Annotated in this window: 16 protein-coding genes; 12 read left to right on the top strand and 4 right to left on the bottom strand. The window is 70.3% G+C overall.

Annotated elements, in window-relative coordinates; all coding sequences use genetic code 11:
* The first annotated feature begins 48 nt into the window (after nucleotides 1-48).
* Together K8612_RS07300 and K8612_RS07295 are read left to right on the top strand one after the other, a co-directional pair.
* On the top strand, nucleotides 49-354 hold the full coding sequence (locus K8612_RS07300) for a hypothetical protein (protein ID WP_223761734.1): 306 nt from the start codon (nucleotides 49-51) through the stop codon (nucleotides 352-354).
* Complete coding sequence (locus K8612_RS07295; RefSeq protein WP_223738622.1) at nucleotides 351-1,256, top strand: trypco2 family protein; 906 nt, start codon at nucleotides 351-353, stop codon at nucleotides 1,254-1,256. Before K8612_RS07300 ends, K8612_RS07295 begins: the two co-directional genes overlap by 4 nt.
* A gap of 36 nt (nucleotides 1,257-1,292) precedes the next feature.
* Here K8612_RS07295 and K8612_RS07290 read toward each other — a convergent pair whose 3' ends face one another.
* Entirely contained in the window at nucleotides 1,293-4,913 is a 3,621-nt protein-coding gene (locus K8612_RS07290; protein WP_223761733.1) for an HYR domain-containing protein, read from the bottom strand.
* Nucleotides 4,914-5,132: 219 nt separating this feature from the next.
* Here K8612_RS07290 and K8612_RS07285 point away from each other — a divergent pair, with 219 nt between their 5' ends.
* Nucleotides 5,133-5,510 carry a hypothetical protein gene (locus K8612_RS07285; protein ID WP_223738620.1) on the top strand — a complete coding sequence of 126 codons (378 nt, stop codon included), beginning with the start codon at nucleotides 5,133-5,135 and terminating at the stop codon, nucleotides 5,508-5,510.
* Here K8612_RS07285 and K8612_RS07280 read toward each other — a convergent pair.
* The gene (locus tag K8612_RS07280) at nucleotides 5,419-6,621 is read right to left on the bottom strand and encodes a M48 family metallopeptidase (protein WP_223761732.1); all 1,203 of its coding nucleotides are present in this window, start codon (nucleotides 6,619-6,621) and stop codon (nucleotides 5,419-5,421) included. The two genes, K8612_RS07285 and K8612_RS07280, sit on opposite strands and share 92 nt — an antisense overlap.
* A 224-nt stretch (nucleotides 6,622-6,845) precedes the next feature.
* Between K8612_RS07280 and K8612_RS07275 the strand changes: the two genes are divergently transcribed.
* Nucleotides 6,846-7,610 (top strand): hypothetical protein, encoded by a 765-nt coding sequence (locus K8612_RS07275; RefSeq protein ID WP_223761731.1) that lies wholly within the window; start codon nucleotides 6,846-6,848, stop codon nucleotides 7,608-7,610.
* Between the two features lie 26 nt (nucleotides 7,611-7,636).
* Nucleotides 7,637-8,356 (top strand): hypothetical protein, encoded by a 720-nt coding sequence (locus K8612_RS07270; RefSeq protein WP_223761730.1) that lies wholly within the window; start codon nucleotides 7,637-7,639, stop codon nucleotides 8,354-8,356.
* Nucleotides 8,357-8,660: 304 nt separating this feature from the next.
* Here K8612_RS07270 and K8612_RS07265 read toward each other — a convergent pair whose 3' ends face one another.
* Complete coding sequence (locus tag K8612_RS07265) at nucleotides 8,661-9,215, bottom strand: hypothetical protein (protein ID WP_223761729.1); 555 nt, start codon at nucleotides 9,213-9,215, stop codon at nucleotides 8,661-8,663.
* 67 nt (nucleotides 9,216-9,282) lie between these two features.
* Here K8612_RS07265 and K8612_RS07260 point away from each other — a divergent pair, with 67 nt between their 5' ends.
* Nucleotides 9,283-10,179 (top strand): sugar phosphate isomerase/epimerase, encoded by an 897-nt coding sequence (locus tag K8612_RS07260; RefSeq protein ID WP_223761728.1) that lies wholly within the window; start codon nucleotides 9,283-9,285, stop codon nucleotides 10,177-10,179.
* A 13-nt stretch (nucleotides 10,180-10,192) separates the two neighbouring features.
* Here K8612_RS07260 and K8612_RS07255 read toward each other — a convergent pair whose 3' ends face one another.
* Complete coding sequence (locus K8612_RS07255) at nucleotides 10,193-10,675, bottom strand: hypothetical protein (protein ID WP_223761727.1); 483 nt, start codon at nucleotides 10,673-10,675, stop codon at nucleotides 10,193-10,195.
* 63 nt (nucleotides 10,676-10,738) lie between these two features.
* Here K8612_RS07255 and K8612_RS07250 point away from each other — a divergent pair, with 63 nt between their 5' ends.
* The 6 genes from K8612_RS07250 to K8612_RS39180 all read left to right on the top strand — a co-directional run bounded on the left by K8612_RS07250 (nucleotide 10,739) and on the right by K8612_RS39180 (nucleotide 19,489).
* Nucleotides 10,739-12,406, top strand: coding sequence for a sensor histidine kinase (locus tag K8612_RS07250; RefSeq protein WP_223738613.1), 1,668 nt, complete (start codon nucleotides 10,739-10,741; stop codon nucleotides 12,404-12,406).
* On the top strand, nucleotides 12,403-13,755 hold the full coding sequence (locus tag K8612_RS07245; RefSeq protein WP_223761726.1) for a sigma-54 dependent transcriptional regulator: 1,353 nt from the start codon (nucleotides 12,403-12,405) through the stop codon (nucleotides 13,753-13,755). Before K8612_RS07250 ends, K8612_RS07245 begins: the two co-directional genes overlap by 4 nt.
* A gap of 180 nt (nucleotides 13,756-13,935) precedes the next feature.
* Nucleotides 13,936-15,507 (top strand): SulP family inorganic anion transporter, encoded by a 1,572-nt coding sequence (locus K8612_RS07240; protein ID WP_223761725.1) that lies wholly within the window; start codon nucleotides 13,936-13,938, stop codon nucleotides 15,505-15,507.
* Nucleotides 15,504-16,199 carry a carbonic anhydrase gene (locus K8612_RS07235; protein WP_223738610.1) on the top strand — a complete coding sequence of 232 codons (696 nt, stop codon included), beginning with the start codon at nucleotides 15,504-15,506 and terminating at the stop codon, nucleotides 16,197-16,199. Before K8612_RS07240 ends, K8612_RS07235 begins: the two co-directional genes overlap by 4 nt.
* A 346-nt stretch (nucleotides 16,200-16,545) precedes the next feature.
* On the top strand, nucleotides 16,546-17,886 hold the full coding sequence (locus K8612_RS07230; RefSeq protein WP_223761724.1) for a hypothetical protein: 1,341 nt from the start codon (nucleotides 16,546-16,548) through the stop codon (nucleotides 17,884-17,886).
* On the top strand, nucleotides 17,876-19,489 hold the full coding sequence (locus tag K8612_RS39180; protein WP_223761723.1) for a Tox-REase-5 domain-containing protein: 1,614 nt from the start codon (nucleotides 17,876-17,878) through the stop codon (nucleotides 19,487-19,489). Before K8612_RS07230 ends, K8612_RS39180 begins: the two co-directional genes overlap by 11 nt.
* The last annotated feature ends 4 nt before the right edge of the window (nucleotides 19,490-19,493 follow it).

Raw genomic sequence — 19,493 nt, 5'->3', positions numbered from 1 at the left:
TCCCAGCGCTGGAGTGACCCTCCGGCCCCCGGGGCCTCCCTTCCCGCCATGGCCGCCATCCCACTCGCGAATCTGCTCACCCTTTTCATCGAGGGGCTCGTCGACCAGCGCGAGCGGGCCTCTCCCGAGGCGGCGCTGCGATTGCTCGTCGAGGAGGTGGAGCTCCAGGTCCCGCTCTTCCTCCATCTGGTCGCGGACGGGGCCACCGCTGCGCCCGAGTCCTCCCGGAGGCTCCTGCTCACCCTGCCTGACGTCCGTGAAGCACCGGCCCCGCGCGCGCTGGGGCGCCTGCGGGTGACCCTCGTCCCCCGCAGCGGGGAACCCACTCCCGTCGAGGAGGAAGCGGAGTCATGAAGGTCCCGACGATCTCCCAGTCCCTGGAGGCTCCCACAGGGGATGGTGGCACCTGGCGCATGGTGGCCGAGGACAACCAGGAGTGGCAGCTCGCGGAGATGATTGACGCCATCGCGGCCGAAGTCGACCGGGCGGAGGACACGCTCGCGCTGAAGTCCTACGCGAGAAGGGTCTCCTTCGCGGTGAAGGCGCTCAAGCTCGACCTCAGCGTCACCGTCCGCCGCTCGGGGGATGGGGGCGTCTGGTTCAGGACGATGATGCCTGGCGAATCAGGGGGCACCCTGCTCAACCTGGACTTCTCGCAGATTCTCGAGAGCCAGCTCAGCGAGCTTCGGGCGCCGCTTGAAAGCAGCACGGCCCAGCCGCTCCACACGCTGCCCGGAATCCGCGAGCGGGAGATACAGGCGCTCGCGGCGGTCTCCATCTTCTCGCTCGGGGATCTGGAGCGCTACACGCGGGCGGCGCCCCTGATGGCGGAGGTGGGGCGCAAGACGGGCATTCCCGAGCACAAGCTCCGGAGGTGGCGCAAGCTGCCGGCGCTTCTCTCGATTTCGCCTCCGGGTGGAGCGTCCGGGGACACCGTCGTCGTGCGAGGCACGCATCTCGGGCGCCAGCCACCTCCAGGCGCGACGGTGTTGTTCCAGGAGCGTCCCGCGGAGATCCTCGACTGGGGCGAGACGCACATGACCGTCCGGATTCCCCCGGACGTCTCCGGGCCGGGGACGTTGTACGCGGTGCTGGAGGGCGAACCCACGAACCTCTTGAGCTGGGAGGCGCACACGCAAGCCCGGCGCGGCACCGCGCATGAAGGCTCCGCGAGGGAGCATGTCCCTCATGGCCGGAAGAGCCCCCGGTCCGGCCGGCGTCCCTTGAGGAGCCCGCGCAAGCCGCGCCACCGGTAGCGCGGGGATGAGCCCTTCGAGGGGAGCGGGCGGGCTTCAGGGGCGCGGCTCACGCCCCTGGGACTGGGGCACCCGCGCGCGCCGCCGGGACAGCCCCACCAGCGTGAGCAGGACCCACGGCAGGCTCGCGGATGCGCCCGCGCCCGCGCAGCCACAGCCGGAGTCCTCCGGCTCCGCGCCTCCCCCCGTACCGGCGTCCGTCCTCGTGCCGGCATCCACCGCGGCTCCCGCGTCCGGGAGACCCGAATCCACGGCGCCGGCGTCCGGCAGGCCCGCGTCCACGGTCCCCGCGCCGGCGTCCGTGCCCGCGTCCGTGCCGGCATCCACGACCGGCGCGGGGAGCACGGTCACCTGGAACTGGCACGCCGCGCGGTTGCCCGCCGCGTCCGAGGCCTCGGCCTGGACGGTGTGCTGGCCCACCGGGAGCACCGTGTCGGGCGTGACGCGGAGGACGGGCGCGGCGTCGATGGCGTCCGTCGCCTTCACGTCGTAGGCCGGCGTCGCGCCCTCGGTGACGACGAGGTCCGCCGGGCAGCGCACCGTGGGCGGCGTCGTGTCCCGCTTCACGTTCACCGTGAACGGAGTGGCGCCCCCGAGCGAGTACGCCGTGCACGTGATGCTCCGCCCGGGCGTGTCGTCCGTCACCGTCAGCGGCTCACAGCCCACGGTGGAGAGCGCCGTGCCGGACTCCGGGTCCCAGGCCTGGAAGCGGACCGTGACGTCACTCCGGTAGAAGCCTCCGCCCCCCTGCGTCCCCTCCACCGAGGCGTTCACCGAGGGCCCCGTCCCGTCCAGCTCGATGGCGAACGGCTCGCGCCCCTCCTCCAAGGCCGTGGCGGCGAACACCATCCGGGGACCCGCGAACACAGGCACGCCGGGCGCCGAGCCCAGCGGCCCGGGAGTTACATCCGCCAGCAGCGTGGAGGTGCTCGCCCCGGGCAGGTAGTAGCGCGGCTCCAGGCCCGTGGCGGGCTCCGCCCCGTCGAACAGCAGCGCGCCGCCCCGGGAGACGAGCCACGTCGCGCCCGGCGCCTCGGCGACCGTCACCGTGCCCGCCGGGGTGCCGTCCGTCCTCACCAGGAAGCGGCCCTGCGCGTTCTGCAGCAGCAGGTAGGGCGTGCCGTGGTGCAGCGTCGTCGCGAGCAGCCGGCTCGACCCCTCCCCCGGCTGGAAGTCCGCGAGCCGGCGCGTCCCCTCCACCGTGCCGTCCGACACCCAGGGCTCCCGCCCCACGCCCGCCTCCGTCGCGGTGAAGAAGAGCAGCCCGCCCGTCGCCTTCAGGTCCTCCGGCGCGAGCGCAGCGGATGCCGTCAGCGCCAGCGTGCCCGCCGCCGTGGCGTCGCTGCGCCACACCACGCCCTGGGTCACGAACCAGACCCGGTTGCCCGCGCTGGTGAAGGACTCCATCCGGGCCGGCATCTGCTTGAGCAGGGTGGTGCCCGAGGCGGTGCCATTGGTCCGCGTCAGGTTCCAGCGATACGCCGTCGGATTGTAGAAGGAGAACACCAGCACGTCCCCGACCGGGAACAGGTCCGACGCGTAGTCATACGAGCCGTACAGCGACACCAGCCGCGTCGTGGTCGTGGAGCTCTCCGTGTGCGTCCACAGTTGGAAGTACGGGCTCTGCCACCACAGGCCCACCAGCTTCGTCCCCACCGGCTTGAAGTCCAATGGGCTCCCCTCCCCCTGGGACGAAGTGGCCGTGCCCTTCGCGGGGTCGCCCACGTAGAGGCTGGAGTAGGTCTGCCGGAAGGCGAGCTTGCCGCCCGCGAAGGGGGTGAGCTGGCTGGGATATCCGGAGCTCGACCAGAAGGTCAGCGCGATGGCGTCCCGGGTCCCCGCCGGGGTGCCGTCCGTCTGGACGATGGGGTTGGGCTTCGAGCCCTTCAGGTCCGGGACAAAGTACGCCGTCGCGCCCACGGAGACGAAGCTCGCGGGGTTCGAGCTGCCATTGGACGTGGCCCTCACCTGGAAGGGCGGCGGGTCGGTGACGGTGCCGTCGCTGAGCCAGGCCTTCATCCGCCCGTCCTCCTTCGCGGCGAAGAACGCGTGGCCCAGCGTGTCGGGGGACCACATCAGGTGCATGTCCGGATCCACCGCCTTCACCCGCCGCGTCCCCGCGACCGTGCCATCCGTGGCCCACACCTCCTTGCGGCCCTCCACCGTGGCCAGGAAGTGCACCCGGTCGCCGGTCACCGCGAACTCATCCGGCGCGGAGCCTGTCGCGCCAGGGTTCAGGTCCCCCAGCAGCACCGTGCCCTCCGCCGTGCCGTCGCTGCCCCAGAGCTCGACGCCCGTCACGCCGTCGTCCGCGGTGAAGACGAGCGCGGCGCCCGCCCGGCGCAGGTCCACCGCCGTGGGCAGCTTCGCGGCGAAGGTCTTCACCTCCACGGTGCCCTCCGCCGTCCCGTCCGTCCGCCACAGCGCGGAGCCCGTCACCGTGTTGGCGAGGAAGTAGACGGACTCCCCCAGCAGGGTGCCCCGCGTCGGGTTGGAGGACTCGGTGCCGGGCACCAGGTCCTTCACCAGGACCGTGCCCGCGGCCGTGCCGTCCGTGCGCCACAGCTCCGTGCCCTCCGCGGTGGTGGTCCACCCGAAGAGGAGCTGCGAGCCAACCTTCCCGAACGGCGTCATGTCGGCATACGAGCGGCTCGACGACACGGACTTGAGGAACCGGGTGGAGGCCGGGTCCTCCTGCGAGAGCGATAGGGAGTGGGAGTACGGAGCGCGGGAGCCGCTGACGCTCTCGTAGTAGAGCCGGTCGCCATCCTCCGCGACGGCGGTGCCGGAGCCACCGCTGACGCGGCGGGTGCCCTCGGCCGTGCCGTCGCTGGTCCAGAGCGACCAGTTGCCGGTGTAGCCGACGCTGGCGTACAGCCGCTCCGCGCGGGAGAAGGTGCGCGTCTCCAGCGAGTGCGCGCTGTCGTCGAACGCCTTGAGCAGGCGGGTGCCCTCGACCGTGCCGTCGGAGCGGTAGAGCTTGTTGCTCGACCCGAAGTAGAGGGCGTCCCCCACCACCGTCACCGCCTTGACCTCGTGGTTGTTGTACTGGCCGTAATCGCTCCGCGCGAGCCGCCAGGTGCCCTCGGGCGTGGCGTCCGTGCGCCACAGCTCCCAGGCCGTGAGGCCGTTGTCCGCGATGAAGTAGAAGACGCCGTTCATCACCGCCCCCTGGCCGGTGACGCCCCGCGTTCCCTCCACGCTGTCCTTGATGAAGCGCGTGCCCTCCGGGGTGCCGTCCGTCACCCACCACTCGGTGCCGTGCACGGCGTCGTACAGTGGGATCAGCACCCGCGGCCCGAAGGGGATCCGCACGTTCACGCTGATGCTTCCACCGGGGCCCGGGTTGAGGTCGCCCAGCGGCCGGGTGCCCTCCGGGGTGCCGTCCGTCACCCAGGGCTCATAGCCGTTGCCGTCGGTGTCCGCGAAGAGGACCTTCCCGCCCGCCACGCCCAGGAGGGACGGGGAGGTGTACGAAGGGTCCTCCACCACGCCCGTGCGGAGGTCCCCCAGCAGGACCGGAGCGCCGGCGCCTCCGGACAGCGCCGCCCGGGAGTGTGCGGGCTCCGTGCCGCTGGAGGACGTGCCCTCCGGCGTAGGAGGAGCGCAGGAGACGAAGGTGGACAGGAGGAGCACGAGCCCCGGGAGCGAACGCATGGGGCCGGGACCTTATCCGCTCCCCCCCTGCAAGGCATTGCCCCCCGCACTCGACGCGTCGAGTCGACGTCGAACGGGTGCTTTCGACGCGTCGAAGGAGGGCAATCCCAGACGCTCCGAGGCGTCCGTGTGCTGGCACGCCCTGTGTACTGAGGGATGCGTCGTGAGCGGCATGAAGCCGCTCCGGTCCAGCCCTCTCACGCTCAGGAGAAATCCACCATGTCCAGCACCAATGCCTTCACCTCCACCACCTGCGGCTCCTCGATTGGCACGGCCACGGGTGGCCCGATGCTCCCCGGCACCGCCCTGGTGTCCATCAACGGCAGCACGGACCTCTCGCAGTGCATCAAGGGCGACGGCGGCTCGTACGTGCAGAAGATCTCCATCGAGAGCTACGAAGGCGCCGTCTACACCAACAAGATCGTCGTCACGGGCCGCGGCCCGACCGGCACGGGCCACCGCTCCGACTTCACCTTCACCATGTCGAGCGGCGAGGCCGTCACGCTCACGATCGCGAGCACGTCGCTGGAGGACCACACGGTGAAGTGCAGGACGACCGGGCTCGTGCAGATCGACTGGAACCTGAAGGACCTCTAGGTCCACCCGAGGCCGCGCCGCACGCGGCTTCGTACTCCTGGAGCCTGTGCTCGAAGCGCTCGCGTTCCGGGGTGGGCCACCCGATGGGTAGCTCCTCCACGGCCTGCCGCTGCGCGGCCAGCGCCTCGGTGCACTGCTTCAGCCCGAAGTGCGCGGCGGCGGCGGTCTCCAGCACGTAGGGGTTGGGGTGTTCCCGCTGCTTGGAGTCATGCAGCGCGGGCCGGATGGCCGAAAGGGCGGCGGCGTACTGCCCCGCCTGGACCTGCCGCCACGCATGCTCGGTGGCGAACCACCGGGCGCGGGGCGCCAGCGCATACGCCCGCTCGATGACCGCCGGGTACTCCGGAGCCTGGGGCTCGTACAGGGAGAGCTGCACGGCCAGGTTGGTCCAGGCCGCCGGGCTCTCCGGGAAGCGGGACACCCTCAGCCGGGCCCAGCCCATCTTCTGCTCCAGGGGCAGCTTGTATTTGTAACTCCCTCCCCGGCTGCACGTGACGGCGAACATGTACGTCGAAGCGAACCGGTGCCCGGCGAGCGTCGCGGGCCGGAAGCGATGCTCGCCCAACTGCTCGATGAAGCTCCGGGCGAACCCGCGCGCCCCGTCCTCGATGACATCGCAGCCCTGCATCTGGCCGTCCGCGGCGATATGGCATTGGAGGACGACCACCGCGAACTCGACGCCCCCCGGGAGCTTCTCGACGTCCGGGTAGCGCAACCGGTAGCCGCCGCGCTGGGGCTCCTGGAACTCCTCGTCCAGGTACGTGCATGCCGGAACATGGCCCGCGTCGCACGCGGCGCGCAGGTCCTCCAGGGCCCGGACGACCTCGCCTTCCGTGGGCTTGCCCTTCAAGGTCCTGACGACCTCTTCATGGACGAGGGCCGCCTGTCCGGCATCCAGCTCCAGGGCGGGAGCAGCGGTCTCCGCCAGACGGGGGACGGGCTCCCCCAGGTTCACCGCGTCCAGGAGCCACGGATAGGAGGCCTTGTTCCTCAGATAGCCTTCCATCGCCAGGGTCAGGTGACCATGGCTCGCATGGGGGGGAGGAAGACCGTAGTGGCTGCATCCGGACAGCAGCCCCAGCAGTGAAAGAGAGACAAGGCACCCGCGCATGGGCGCGCAATCTAGACGGCCCCATGTCCAGACGGGAATCGCCGTCCGGTGTGGGGCTCCACACCGGGAGCGCGGGCGGCGTCAGCCAGGACGGGGCCCCCGCTGGGAATCCGTGGCGGCATGACTCGCCTGTCAGCACTCCGCGGCCCCCGGTTGGCGCAACGCCCCTCCGCTTCCCTGGCAGGGCTTTCCTGGCATGGTGGTTGCCTATGGGGCACGCCACCATGACGCCACGTTTCATCTGCCTGCTCATGTTGTCGTTGGCCGTCCCTGGCGCTTCCGCCAGCGCCGGGGAGCCCGCGCCCGAGCCGCCTCCGGCCTCGGCCCGGGGTTGGTTCGAGAACCCCACCCGCACGCGCGGACTGCTCGGTTCGACCGCGTTGCCGCTGCATGCGGGAGAGGGCTTCGTCGGGCAGCAGGCGCTCTTCGCCACCGTCGCGGAGGTGGGCCTGAGCGAAGGCGTGTCGGTGAACGTGGCGACGGCCTCCTTCATCTATTCGATGGCCCGCGCCTTTCAAGACGTCCCCTTCAGCCTCATGGGAGGCATCAAGGTTTCACGGCCACTGACAGCGCGGCTGCATCTGGCATGGGGCGTCCAGGGCGGCAGCTTCGACACCGACCTCTATCTGCTGGACACGCTCAACGCCGTCTCCGTCTACGGCATCCTCACCTATGGGACGCCTGACGCCCATGTGTCGCTCACGGTCCGGCCCTTCTTCGCCTGGGGGACCCACCACTCCGGAAGCCTGATGGTTTTGCCCATGCTGGGCGGCTTCGTCCGGCTGGGAGAGCGCTGGGGCCTCGCGGGGGAGGTCGCGCTCTCACCGGTCGCTGGCATCAGCGGCACGTTTGGCTTCGCGACGGCGGGCGCGCGGTTCATGGGGCGCCAGTGGTCCCTGGACCTGGGGCTCCTCGCGGAGCAGCAATGGAAGGACACGGACAACCCCTCCGTGCTGCCCGGGCTCTCATTCCTGTTCCACTGGCGCTGAGTCCGTGGAGCATCGAGGGGGAAATCATGACACCACGTTTCATCTGCCTGCTCCTGTTGTCGTTGGCCGTCCCAGGCACCTCCGCCGCCGGAGACTGGTTCGAGAATCCCGCCCGCACGCGCGGACTGCTCGGCTCAACGGCGCTGCCACTGCATGCGGGAGAGGGCTTCATTGGACAGCAGGCGTTCTTCTTCACCGTCGCGGAGGTGGGCCTGAGCGAGCGCGTGTCCCTGCACGCGGCCACGGCCACCCCGTTCCAATTGGTATACTCCGAGAGAATCTTCAGCCTCATGGGAGGCATCAAGGTGAGCACGCCGCTGAGCGGGAAGCTGCATCTGGCGTTCGGCGCGCAGGGAGGCTCCTACGACAGCGACTTCCCGGGCTCGCTGGGGCCCCACAACGCCGTCGCCGCCTACGGCACCCTCACCTATGGGACCGCCGACGCGAACCTCTCCCTCACGGTCCAGCCCATCTACGTCTGGGCCCGGGACCAATATGGGGGCCTGATGGTGCTCCCCATGCTGGGAGGCTTCCTGCGCGTCGGGGAGCACTGGGGCTTCGCGGGGGAGCTCGCCCTCTCACCAGTGGAGGCCATGGCCGACCCGTTCGCCTTCGCGACGGCGGGAGCGCGGTTCATGGGGCCGCGGTGGTCCGTGGACCTGGGGGTCCTCGCCGGAACCCAGTTGCAGCATCAGGACACCCCCGCCATCGTCCCCGGCGCGACCTTCCTGTTTCACTGGCGCTGAGACGCAAAGGCAGACGCGCTCCCGGTCGAAACAGGCCGAGAGGGCAATGACAGATGTTCCAGAAAGACCTGCCCCCTCAGCAGGGGGCATCAGGGATGCCAGCACCCGCTTGCGGCCTCCACACAGAGAGCAGTCGAAGACATCCAGCGCGAAACTACGGCGCAGCAGCCTCGCCCCATCCAATCGCTGCGTACGCTGCTTCATCGACTCCACCAGCGCAGCCGGGGCTGGTCCCTCCTCCTACGACTCCGGCACCGCATGAGGGAGCGAGGAGACGGTGGCCGACTTCTGACCGCTCACCGGCTCAGCGCGCGATGTCGAACTCCACGTCGGCGCGGGCCTTGTGGGTGGCGCACTGTCCCGACGAGGTTCCCGAGACATCCAGGACGAGATGGCCCGCGAAGCGCGTGGCATCGTTCACCCGCAGCTCCAGCGCCCCGGTCACATCCTGGCTCACGCCGTCCTCCTGAATGGGCCCATAGCAGGCCGTTTGTGCCCACACCGCCCGCACGCCCGGACTGTGTGTCTCGTCAGGGGTGAAGGTGGGCTCGAACCAGGACAACAGGGGCACCTCCACCGCTCCGTCGATGACGAAGGTCGCGGGCCCGGCGCCCAGAAGTGCCGTGTCGAAGCGCAGATTGAAGCAAAGGCTCGAATTGTCGAACAATCCCTTACCGGCGGTTTCCGTTCCGCAGACCGCAAGGCTGCTGACCTCCGGCCAATCGGGGTCGTATGGAGAGGCGAGGTCCCCCTGTTGGACGTCACTGAAATACTTCCATTCTCCATCGTACTCCGCATGGATCGCCCCCATCTCTCCAAGGGGTTCATCGGAATCACAGCCAGGAAGTGACAACATCATCAGGGCGAGGAGTCCTCTGGGAGAGAAGAGGAGGGACCGAAGGTTCATCTTGGAATGAGGGCGCATCATGTCCGCACGTTTATATATGAAGTGGCTCCCGTCCCTGCTGCTCCTGGCGTTCGTGGGCTGTGCCGACCCACGGCGCTCGGAGCCACCCGAGGCTCCGCTCGGTGCGTTCAACTTCACGCTGGAGTCGCGGCCGGTCGCCGCGCAGGTGGAGCTGCTCGACTCGCTCGGCTATTCCGGGGTGACGCTGTTCTGGCCGGGCCGCGAGGCCTTTGACAGCCATGCGCGCCAGCCCGCCGTGGTGGCGGGGCGGGTGCGGCTCCCCGCAGTCTTCTTCAGTCTGCCCTTCGACACGGCCTGGGACCGCCAGGAGCTGGATGGGATGTTGGCGGCGCTCGCCCCCACGCGGACCGCGCTCTGGCTCATCCTGAGCGGGCCTCCGGACGCGAAGGCGTCCATGGTCGCCTCGGTTCGCGACGTGGTGGACCTGGCCACCGCGCAGGGCGTGGACGTCGTCCTGTACCCGCATGACGGCGCGGCCATCGAGAACGTCGAGGAGTCGCTCGCCCTGATGGCCGCGGTCGACCGTCCCCGCTTGAAGACCTCGCTCCACCTCTGTCACGAGCTCCGGGCGGGAAACCGCGACCGGCTGGAGGCCATCATCACCACCGCCGCCCCCCAGCTCGCCCTCGTGAGCATCCACGGCGCCGCGCGCGAGTTCGATCCGGACGCCTCCACCTGGTCCGACGTCATCCAGCCGCTGGACCGGGGCGACTTCGACGTGGGGACCGGCTACCTGCTCCCCTTGCGCCGGGCCGGCTACGAGGGCCCCGTGCTGCTCCACACCTTCGGCCTCCAGGACCCACCGGAGGACCACCTCCGCCGCTCGATGGGGAGGTGGCGTGAGCTGTCGCGCTCGGTGGCCGACGCGCTCGTGAACGCGGAGGGGTCCGGCTGAGGAGCGCCCCCGCTCAGGGCTCGCTGAAGCCGCCGCGCACCCACGCGTTGGCGGTGTCCCGGGTGAACTTGAAGTTCACCGGCACGCGGTGCTTCGCGACGGTCTCGCCCGCGTCGTCGAGGGCGGAGAGCAGCGCGTGGGGCTCGTACTCATCGGCCACCATCTCGAGGCGGACCTCGTACCAGCGGCCCTCCCAGGCAATGGAGAGCTTCTTGGTCATGGCCTGTTCACGCTGCCGCGCGGAGCGGTCCAGGACCTCCGAGGCCGTCTTCACGAAGGTCGCGAACGCCGTCGCGTCGAAGGGCTTGGGGTTCTTCTTGTCGCGGCCCATCACCCACGGACTGATGAGGACGGGCTCCGGGATGCCCTGCTTGCGGATCTCCACGGCCCAGCCGTCGTCCTCCTCGTTCTTGATGACCCTGGCCGACCAGCCGTTCTTCCGCCAGAACGTAGGCTCCATGACCTCGGACTCGGCGGGCGTGTGCTCGTTGCTCATGGCCATCCCTCTTAACCTCACGAGCGTCTGCCGTGCGGACCGAAATGCGTGGATGATGGGCGCATGTCGTCGCCCTCGGCCCACCCCTCCCTGACCTCTCTCGTGCCCCCACCGGGCGAGCTTCTTCGCACGCAGCGAAAAGCGGGCCGGTCCGCCGTGGTCGGCCTGATGCTCCTCTGGGGCGCCGCCTTCGTGAGCCCCTTCGTGACCTACCAGGCGGACGTGAAGGCCGCGGAGGGCGAGCTGCTCGTCCACCTGTCGGACCGCGCGGGCCTCCAGGCCCAGGCGCTGGGCGCGCACCTCGGGCTGCTGCGCTCGGAGCTGCAGCGGCTGGCGGAGCACCCGTCGCTCAGGCCTGAGGACGGCGCCGCGCCCCCCGAGGTCGCGCTCCTGGAGAACGCCTTCGGCCACACGTCCCTCTTCTCGGCGGGCGTCGCGCTGGTGTCGGTGGACGGCGAGCGCATCTGGAGCGACCCGGCGAGCATGTCGCTCGGGCGCACCCCGCTCGCCTCGCGCCCGTGGTTCCGGCGGATGATGGAGAAGCGGGCCGCGTCGGTCGGGCTGCTGGACGAGGAGGGCGGAGGCATCGTCGCGGTCGCGGTCCCCATCGTGCGCGACGAGCGCATCGTGGGCCTCCTCGTGGGCGAGCTCGCGACGGCGAGCGAGCTGCTCCCGCCCCATCGCGGGACGAACGAGTCCATGGTCGCCCTGCTCGGCGAACGCGGCCGGCTCCTTTTGCCGGCGACGCCCCCGCCCCTGCTGCGCCAGCCGGAGCTGGCCGCGCACCTCCGCCCCCTGGTGGACTCGCCCGCGGCCATCACGCTCGGAGGCACGCGGCTGCTGGGCGCGGCGGCGCTCGTCCCGGGAACGGACATGCTGCTCGCCGTGCTCGAGGACGAGGCGCGGGACCGCGAGCTGCTCAAGCGCCGCTACCTCGGGCAGCTCGGCTTCCACACCGCGCTGCTCGGCGGCGTGCTCCTGCTCTTCACGGTGCTCCTGCGCCGCTCCTACCGCTCGCTGATGGCCGCCGAGGAACAACTGCGGCGCCAGGAGACGATGGCGGCGCTCGGCACGGCCTCCTCGCTCATCGCGCACGAGGTGAAGAACGCGCTCAACAGCATGCAGGCCGCGCTCAGCATGATCCGCGCGAAGGGTGGTGAGACGACCCTGCCCGTCCAGGCGCTGCGCTCCCAGGCGGACCGGCTCGGCCACCTCGCCCGCTCGTTGCTGAGCTTCGCCTCCCCCCAGTCCACGCAGCGGCGCAGTTGCGAGATGCACCTGCTGGTCCAGGACGCGCTCCAAGCCGTGAGGCTGCTGCCGGAAGCCGCGGACGTCACCATCGAGACCCGGCTGCAGGAGGGGCTCTTCGTGAAGGGGGACCCGACGCTGCTGGTCTCCGCCGTGGACAACCTCATCCGCAACGCCGTGGAAGCCGGCGCCGTGGCCCATGACACAGGCCAGCAACCCACGCCGCGCGTCGAGGTCCAGCTTCTGCGCGAGGACATGGAGGTGGTGCTCGTCGTGGAGGACAACGCGGGAGGAGTGCCCCTGGCCTTCGAGCCCAGGCTCTGGGAGCCCTTCGCGGTGGGCCGCTCGCGAGGCATCGGGCTCGGGCTTCCGATGGTGCGCACGGCCATCCGTGCGCATGATGGAGGAAGCGTCTCCTACACCCGCGTGCCCGGAGGCAGCCGCTTCACGGTCCGCCTTCCCCTTGAGAAGATGGCTTCATGAGCACCTCCCTCCTGCTCGTCGATGACGACCGGACCTTCTCCTCGCTCGCGGCGTCCATGCTGAGCCAGGAGGGCTTCCGCGTCCGCGTCGCGCGCTCGCTGCATGAGACCCGCGTCGCGCTCGCCGCCGAGGCGCCGGACCTGGTCGTGCTGGACCGCCGGCTGCCGGACGGAGATGGGCTCGTCTTCCTGCCCGAGCTGCGCGCCCAGCTCCCGGCGACCATCGTGCTGATGGTGACCGCGCACGGCGACATCGAGAGCGCCGTCGAGGCCATCCGGGCGGGGGCTCGCGACTACCTGAGCAAGCCGGTCGAGATCGACGACCTGGTGATGCGCGCGCGCCGCGCGGCGAGCGACCTCCAAATCCAGGAGCGGCTGCGCCAGGCCGAGAGCGTCCTCGAAGGACGGCACCGGATGGCGGAGCCCCGCTCTCCGGCGATGCAGCGGACGCTCCAGATGCTGGAGCGGATCGCCACCACGCCGCGCAGCCCCGTCCTGCTGCTCGGGGAGACCGGGACGGGCAAGGCGGTGCTCGCCCGCCATCTCCACGCCCTGCGCCAGAAGCAGGGCGCCTTCGTGCAGATCAACTGCGCCGCGCTCCCGGACACGATGATGGAGAGCGAGCTCTTCGGCCACGAGCGCGGCGCCTTCACGGACGCGAAGACGGCGCGGCGCGGGCTCGTGGAGCTCGCGAACGACGGGCTCCTGTTCCTCGACGAGGTGGGGGAGCTGCCGCTCGCGCTCCAGGCCAAGCTGCTCACGTTCCTGGACAAGGGGGCCTTCCGGCGGCTTGGTGGAACGACGGAGCTCACGAGCACCGCCCGCATCGTGGCGGCCACCAACAAGGACCTCGAAGCGGAGGTCGCCGCCGGGCGCTTTCGCGAGGACCTGCTCTTCCGGCTGAGCGTGTTCCGCGTGGACGTGCCCCCCTTGCGCGAGCGTCGCGAGGACGTGCTGCCGCTCGCGCGGACGCTCGTGCTGGAGCTCAGCTCGGAGCTCGGCCGGCGCCCGGTCCCCTTCTCCCCCGCCGCGGAGGAGCGCCTGCTGAGCTACCCCTTCCCCGGCAACGTCCGCGAGCTGCGCAACGTGCTCGAGCGGGCGCTCGTGCTCGAAGGCGGGCCCGTGCTCGAGCTGCAGTCGCTCGCCAAGGGAGGCGGCACGCCCGCCTGGAGCGACCCCAACGCCTTCTCCGTGTCAGGGCCCCCCCGGCCGCTCGATGAAGTGGAGCGGCTCTACGTCCGGCACGTGCTCGAGCAGCTTGGAGGCAGGCGCATGGAGGCGGCCCGCGCGCTGGGCCTGTCCTATCCGACCTTCCTCCGCCGCCTGGAGGAGAGCCCTCCCTCGGAGTGACGGACTTTAAAATTCGTTCATCGCCCGGACCGGCGGCTTCAAGATTCTTTCATCGCCCCGTCCGGAGGTGCCCCGCCCTCGACGGAAGACGTCTGGAACGGTCTGGCACAACGCTTGCGTAGTCCCCCATGTCACGCCGGGCCCAGGTGAGGCCTGGCAGATGGCAGGGGAGCTCAAGCAATGACTTCGGATGTAAAGGCAGCAGAGGCGAGACCGTCGTTGAAGACGATCCTCGCCTCGGATTTGCCAGCTTCGCTGGTGGTGTTCCTGGTGGCCCTGCCCCTGTGTATGGGCATCGCGCTCGCCTCTGGAGCGCCCATCATGGCGGGACTCATTGCCGGCGTCGTGGGAGGCCTGGTGGTGGGCCTCCTGGGCGGCGTGCCGCTGCTCGTGAGCGGCCCCGCGGCGGGCCTCGCGGTGATGGTGTTCGGCTTCATCCAGCAGTTGGGCTTCGCCGTGACGTGCGCGGCGGTGGCCGCGGCGGGCCTCGTGCAGGTGGCGCTCGGCGGGCTGAAGGTGGCGCGTTCGGCGCTGGCCATCTCTCCGGCGGTGATCCACGGAATGCTCGCGGGCATCGGCATTCTCATCGTGCTGGGGCAGGTCCACATCGTCCTGGGCGGCTCGCCGCAGAGCAACGCCTGGAACAACCTGCGGGAGCTGCCCGGGCAGGTGCTCGACCTGCATGGGCCGGCCACGCTGCTGGGCCTGCTCACGCTGGGCATCCTCATCGCGTGGCAGTTCCTGCCGAACGGGCGCCTGAAGAAGGTCCCGGGGCCGCTGGTGGCGGTCCTGGGCGGCACCGTGGTCGCGGCGGTCATGAACGCGGACGTGGCGCGGGTGAAGCTGGCGGAGAACGCGCTGTCCGCCATCCAGCTTCCGTCCCTTCCGGAAGGGTCCATGTGGGGCGCCTTCATCGTGGCGGTGCTGTCGCTCGCCCTGGTGGCGAGCGCCGAGTCGCTCCTGAGCGCGGTGGCGACCGACAAGCTGCACACGGGCCCGCGGGCGAACCTGGATCGCGAGCTGCTCGCGCAGGGCGTGGCGAACACGGTCTCCGGTCTGGTGGGCGGCCTGCCCATCACCGGCGTCATCGTGCGCAGCGCGGCGAATATCAACGCCGGCGCGAAGACGCGCTGGTCGGCGGTCCTGCACGCGGTGTGGATGCTGGCGTTCGTGACGCTGCTGGGGGGGCTCGCGTCCTACGTGCCCCTGACGGTGCTCGCCGGCCTGCTCGTGCACGTGGGCCTGAAGCTCGTGAACCTCGCCCACATCCGCGAGCTGCGGCACCGCGGCGAGCTGCCCGTCTACCTCATCACCGTGGCCGGCGTCGTGGGCATCAACCTGCTCGCGGGCATCGGCCTGGGGCTCGGCGCGGCCATCCTCCGGCTGCTGTGGCAGTTGGGCCAGGTGCGCGTGGAGATCCACGCCGACAAGGGCGTCCACCAGGTCTGCATCAGCGGGGCGCTGACGTTCGTCGGGGTGCCGAAGCTGTCCTCGGCGCTCGCGAGGATTCCGGCGGGCTCCCGGGTGGAGGTGGACGTGGCGGTGAACACGCTCGACCACTCCGGCTTCGAGGCGCTCGAGAGCTGGGCTGACACGTATCGCAAGACGGGCGGCACCGTGACCATGGAGCCGCTCGAGGACGTCTGGACCCGGCGCAGTGCGCGCGCGGTCCCCGGCATGGGGTCCGCCGCTTCATCCCCTTCCTCCCCCGTTCATCACGTTTCGACTCTCTCTCCCGGAGGTGTGCAGTGAAGAAGCTCATCCGAGGCCTTCTCGATTTCCAGCGCCACACCCTGCCCTCGTACCGGGCGACCTTCGCGAGGCTCGCGAAGGGGCAGTCCCCTGATTGCCTCTTCATCAGTTGCTCGGACAGCCGCGTGGTGCCGAACCTGCTGGTGTCCACGGACCCCGGCGACCTGTTCACCGTGCGCAACGTGGGCAACCTCGTGCCGCCGGCCGCGCAGGGTGGACACTCCACGGCGGACCGCTCGGAGGCGGCGGCCATCGAGTTCTCCCTGGGCTTCCTGCCCATCGAGGACGTGGTGGTCTGCGGGCACTCGAGCTGCGGCGCGATGAAGGCGATCCTGGCCGGCGGCGCCGTGGACGGCTCCCCGAACCTGGAGCACTGGCTCGGGCACGGAAAGGTCTCGCTCAAGAAGCTGCGCGAGAACACGCGGGTGGGCGAGGGGCTGCCCGACGCGGATCGCCTCTCCCAGCTCAACGTCCTCGAGCAGTTGGAGCACCTGAAGACCTACCCCATCGTGCGCGACCGGCTCGCGGCGGGGACGCTGCGGCTGCACGGCTGGTGGTTCGACATCGGGGCGGCGCAGGTCCACGCCTACCGCGCCGACCTCGGCCGCTTCGTGCCCATCGATGAGACCGAGGGCGATCGGCTCCTGACGGCGCTGTCCGACGAGCAGCCGAGTCTGCGCGCCGTCCAGTAAGGCCTCGCGCCCTGGCGCACGCCGGGGGCTACGGGTTCAAGTCCCGTACTCCTCGGTACTTTGTCCCCTGCAAGCCTTCGGGTTTGCGGGGGTTTTGTTTTGCGCGGGGTCCTCCGTAGCAGCGCATGGCTCAGCCACGGGCAGCGCCATCGGCTGGGTCCGCACAGCGCTGAAAGCTGCGACGCCATGGAGGAGCTGGAGCCGCTGGAGGACGAGGGTGGCATCGTCCCGGCCTTTACGCCGCTGAATCAGGACGCCATCCGCACAGAGCCGCGCCAGGTGCCGGGCTGAGTGTCAGACGTGTGTCCTTTGCTCTCCTCGGAGGTGTCACTCCCAGGGAGCGTGGATGCGAATGACGCGAAGTGGGGCTGTCTGGCTGTGGCTGATATTGCCGGTCGCAGCATGGGCCGAGGACATTCCGAAGGTGCCGCCCGTGGAGGAGGAACGGCGCCCCATGGACGAGGCCTGGCGCAACCTGCTGCGCGTGGAGGCGACGACGTTGTCCTTCCTGCCGCGCGCGAGTGTCGGCACGGACGAGGGCTTCCTCCAGGTGGAGCCGACCGTCATTCTCGACGGAGGCGCGGAGTTCGGCCTCAACCTGGGCACGCCCGTGCGGTTGCGCCTCTGGGGTGGTGAAGGGGCCGCGGGCATCGTGCGGAAGGAGGACTGGGACAGCCTCTCTGATTGGGGCCAACTCGTTCGAGGCCTCAAGCTGGGCTCAGACGCGACGCCCGTGGGCGTGTGGCTCGGCGCCCTGGAGGACTACAGCCTGCTGTCGGCGCATCTGGTGCGCCGCTACTCCAACCGGACGAACCCGGACTACCACCCGGCCGGAGGCTTCCTCACGGGCACCGTGGGGCCCTTCTACACGGAGGCCTTCGCCTCGGATGTGTTGGGCGCGCGGTTGATGGGGGCGGAGGTCGCGCTGGACGTGGGGCGCGTTCTCTTTGGCGCCGCGCACTCGCCGGGGCGTTACTCGCTCGCTGTTTCCGCCGTGCACGACTGGGGACGGGCCGGAGGCCGCGCGCCGTCCGTGACGCTGGCGCACCTGGACGGAACGACGGTGGTGCTCAGACGTCCGGGCTTGGAAGCGCACCTGCTGGCGGGATGGGGAGGACGGCCGGGCGTTGGAGGTGCCTGGGGCGCGGTGCTGGGCATGGGGGCGGATGTGGTGGCCTCCGCGTGGGATGTGTCGGTGCGCCTGGAGGCACGCAGGCAGCACGGCGGCTTCCGGCAAGGCTTCTTCGGCCCGGACTACGAGCTGGCGCGATTCCAGGCAGTGGGCCCGGAGGGCGCGCCGCTGGCGTCCGCTCCCCTTCCGGACGGGTACTCGCTCCAGGCCGAGGCTCGTGTGGGCTGGGATGCCGCGGGCTATCGAGGCCTTCAACGGCACCTGATGCTGTCGCTGAGCGCGGAGGCTTTCTCCTGGGGCCGCTTGGACGCAGATGGGCGCGTGGCGGTGCAGTTCCTGGATCGCAGCCTGGAAGTGGCGGTGAAGGGGCTGGGCGTGGGCTTGGGCCAACCTGGGGCGCGCTACCTGGGAGCGGCGGAAGCACGCTGGCGAGTCATGGCGGGGAAGCTCTACGCGGTGGCCACGGGCGGCACGCTGCTGTTCCCAGAAGGTGACGGGACGCTGCGGCCGGGCGCCTTCGCGTCGGTGGGCCTGGGGGTGGACAATGCGCGCTGACGTCCTGCTCACGTGCGTGGCCCTCCTCTTCACCGGCTGCGCATCCGTGCCCCACGCGCCCGGAAGGACGCTGAGCTACGCGTCCCCTACGGCAATGGATTCCCCGAGGGCGTGGGAATCGAACGACGGGGCCGCGCGTGCATCCGCTCCAGCGCCGAGCGTCACGCCCAAAGAGGAAGCGCCGCCGCTGTACCGCCGCAAGGCCGTGCGCGAAGTGATGACGGGGGCAAGCCCCGTTCTCACGGTGGCCATGGCGGACGTCACCAGCCCTGACGATTTGCAGCCGGACGTCTGGGAGCGGTTGCTGACGAACGCGGGCCTGGAGGCGCGGGACGAGCGCCCTCTGGGAGGGGGGCTGACGCCCGCACAAGCCGCACGTCTGATGGATGTGCTGGTGGGCAAGGCCGTCACGTTGAGCGCCTTCCCGCCTCGCATGGCCGCAGGCTTCATCCTGCGCGAAGTGATGGAGGGAGGCGAAGTCACTCGACAGGAGCTGTTTCGGCGGGTCGAGCGTTTCTCTCGGGAGCAGATCGCGGTGTTGCGACCGGACGGCTATCTGGCGTGGGCCCTCACTGGGCGCACGCAGCAGAAGGTGGCGACGGTCGAATGGCAGGACGGCGCCTTCCGAGCGCATGGCTTCGAGCTGGGCCGCTTCTACAGCGGCAAGGGCGGTGTCTTCCGCGCCATGGACGCGAAGCTCCAAGCCTCGGATTGGCGGCCCATGGCCGAGGTCTACGACGACGCGGACGTCATCAGCCGCACCCTGGATGGCGCGGAAGACGCGTTCGTGGAGCTGTACCACGCGCTGGGCCAGTTGCTTACGCGCCCCGTGGACAGTCTCGCAGGGCTGAGCAACCTGCCAGCAGGCGTGGCCGCGCTCATCGCGTCCTCGCCCATGTACTGGGAGCGCTTCCAGTTCATGACCCGTGGCGAGCAGATCCGCGAGGTGTCGCGGCTCACGACGGGCCTGCTCATTACCGGGGGCGCGGCTTCGGCCACGAAGCGGACGCTGAAAGGGATCGCGCTAGGCGCGGAAGTCTCGGTGCCGGTGCTCTCGCTGTCGGCGGAGGGCGCGCTGGCGTTGGAGCGCGTCGCGACGCCAGCAGGGCGCGCGGCGGCGGCACTCAGCGGCGGACCTGGGGCGGCCCTCATCCTCCAGCGGGCGAACACGACGTCGAAGGGAGGAGCGCCTTCCCAGGGGCCAGGGCAGTGGGGGCCCGCGAAGGAGTCGATGTCCACGCGCGCCCGGCGCTATCAGGAGCAGATCACGGGACACTCCGCCGATGATGCCTACTGGGTCGGAGGCACGAGCACGCAGACGGGCGGCGTGAAGTTCGACGGCTTCAAGGACAGCGTGCTGCTGGAGGCCAAGGGACCTGGCTATGCGAAGTTCTTTGAAGACCTTGACCCGAAGCGGTGGTTCCGAAACTCGGGAGCCCGGCAGCTCATCGAACAGGCCCAGCGACAGGTGGAAATGGTTCGTGGCACGGGCATCCGGATTGAGTGGCACGTGGCCGAAGCCGATGCCGCGAAGGCCATCCGAAGGCTCCTGGACGGGGCCAGTGTCGAAGGCATAAAGGTCATCCATACCCCGGCGACTTGAGTGG

The organism is Corallococcus sp. AS-1-6 (assembly GCF_020037015.1).
Taxonomy (GTDB): Bacteria; Myxococcota; Myxococcia; order Myxococcales; family Myxococcaceae; genus Corallococcus.
Note: the sequence above shows the minus strand (reverse complement) of the source record. Positions and strands in the feature narration are given on the sequence as shown.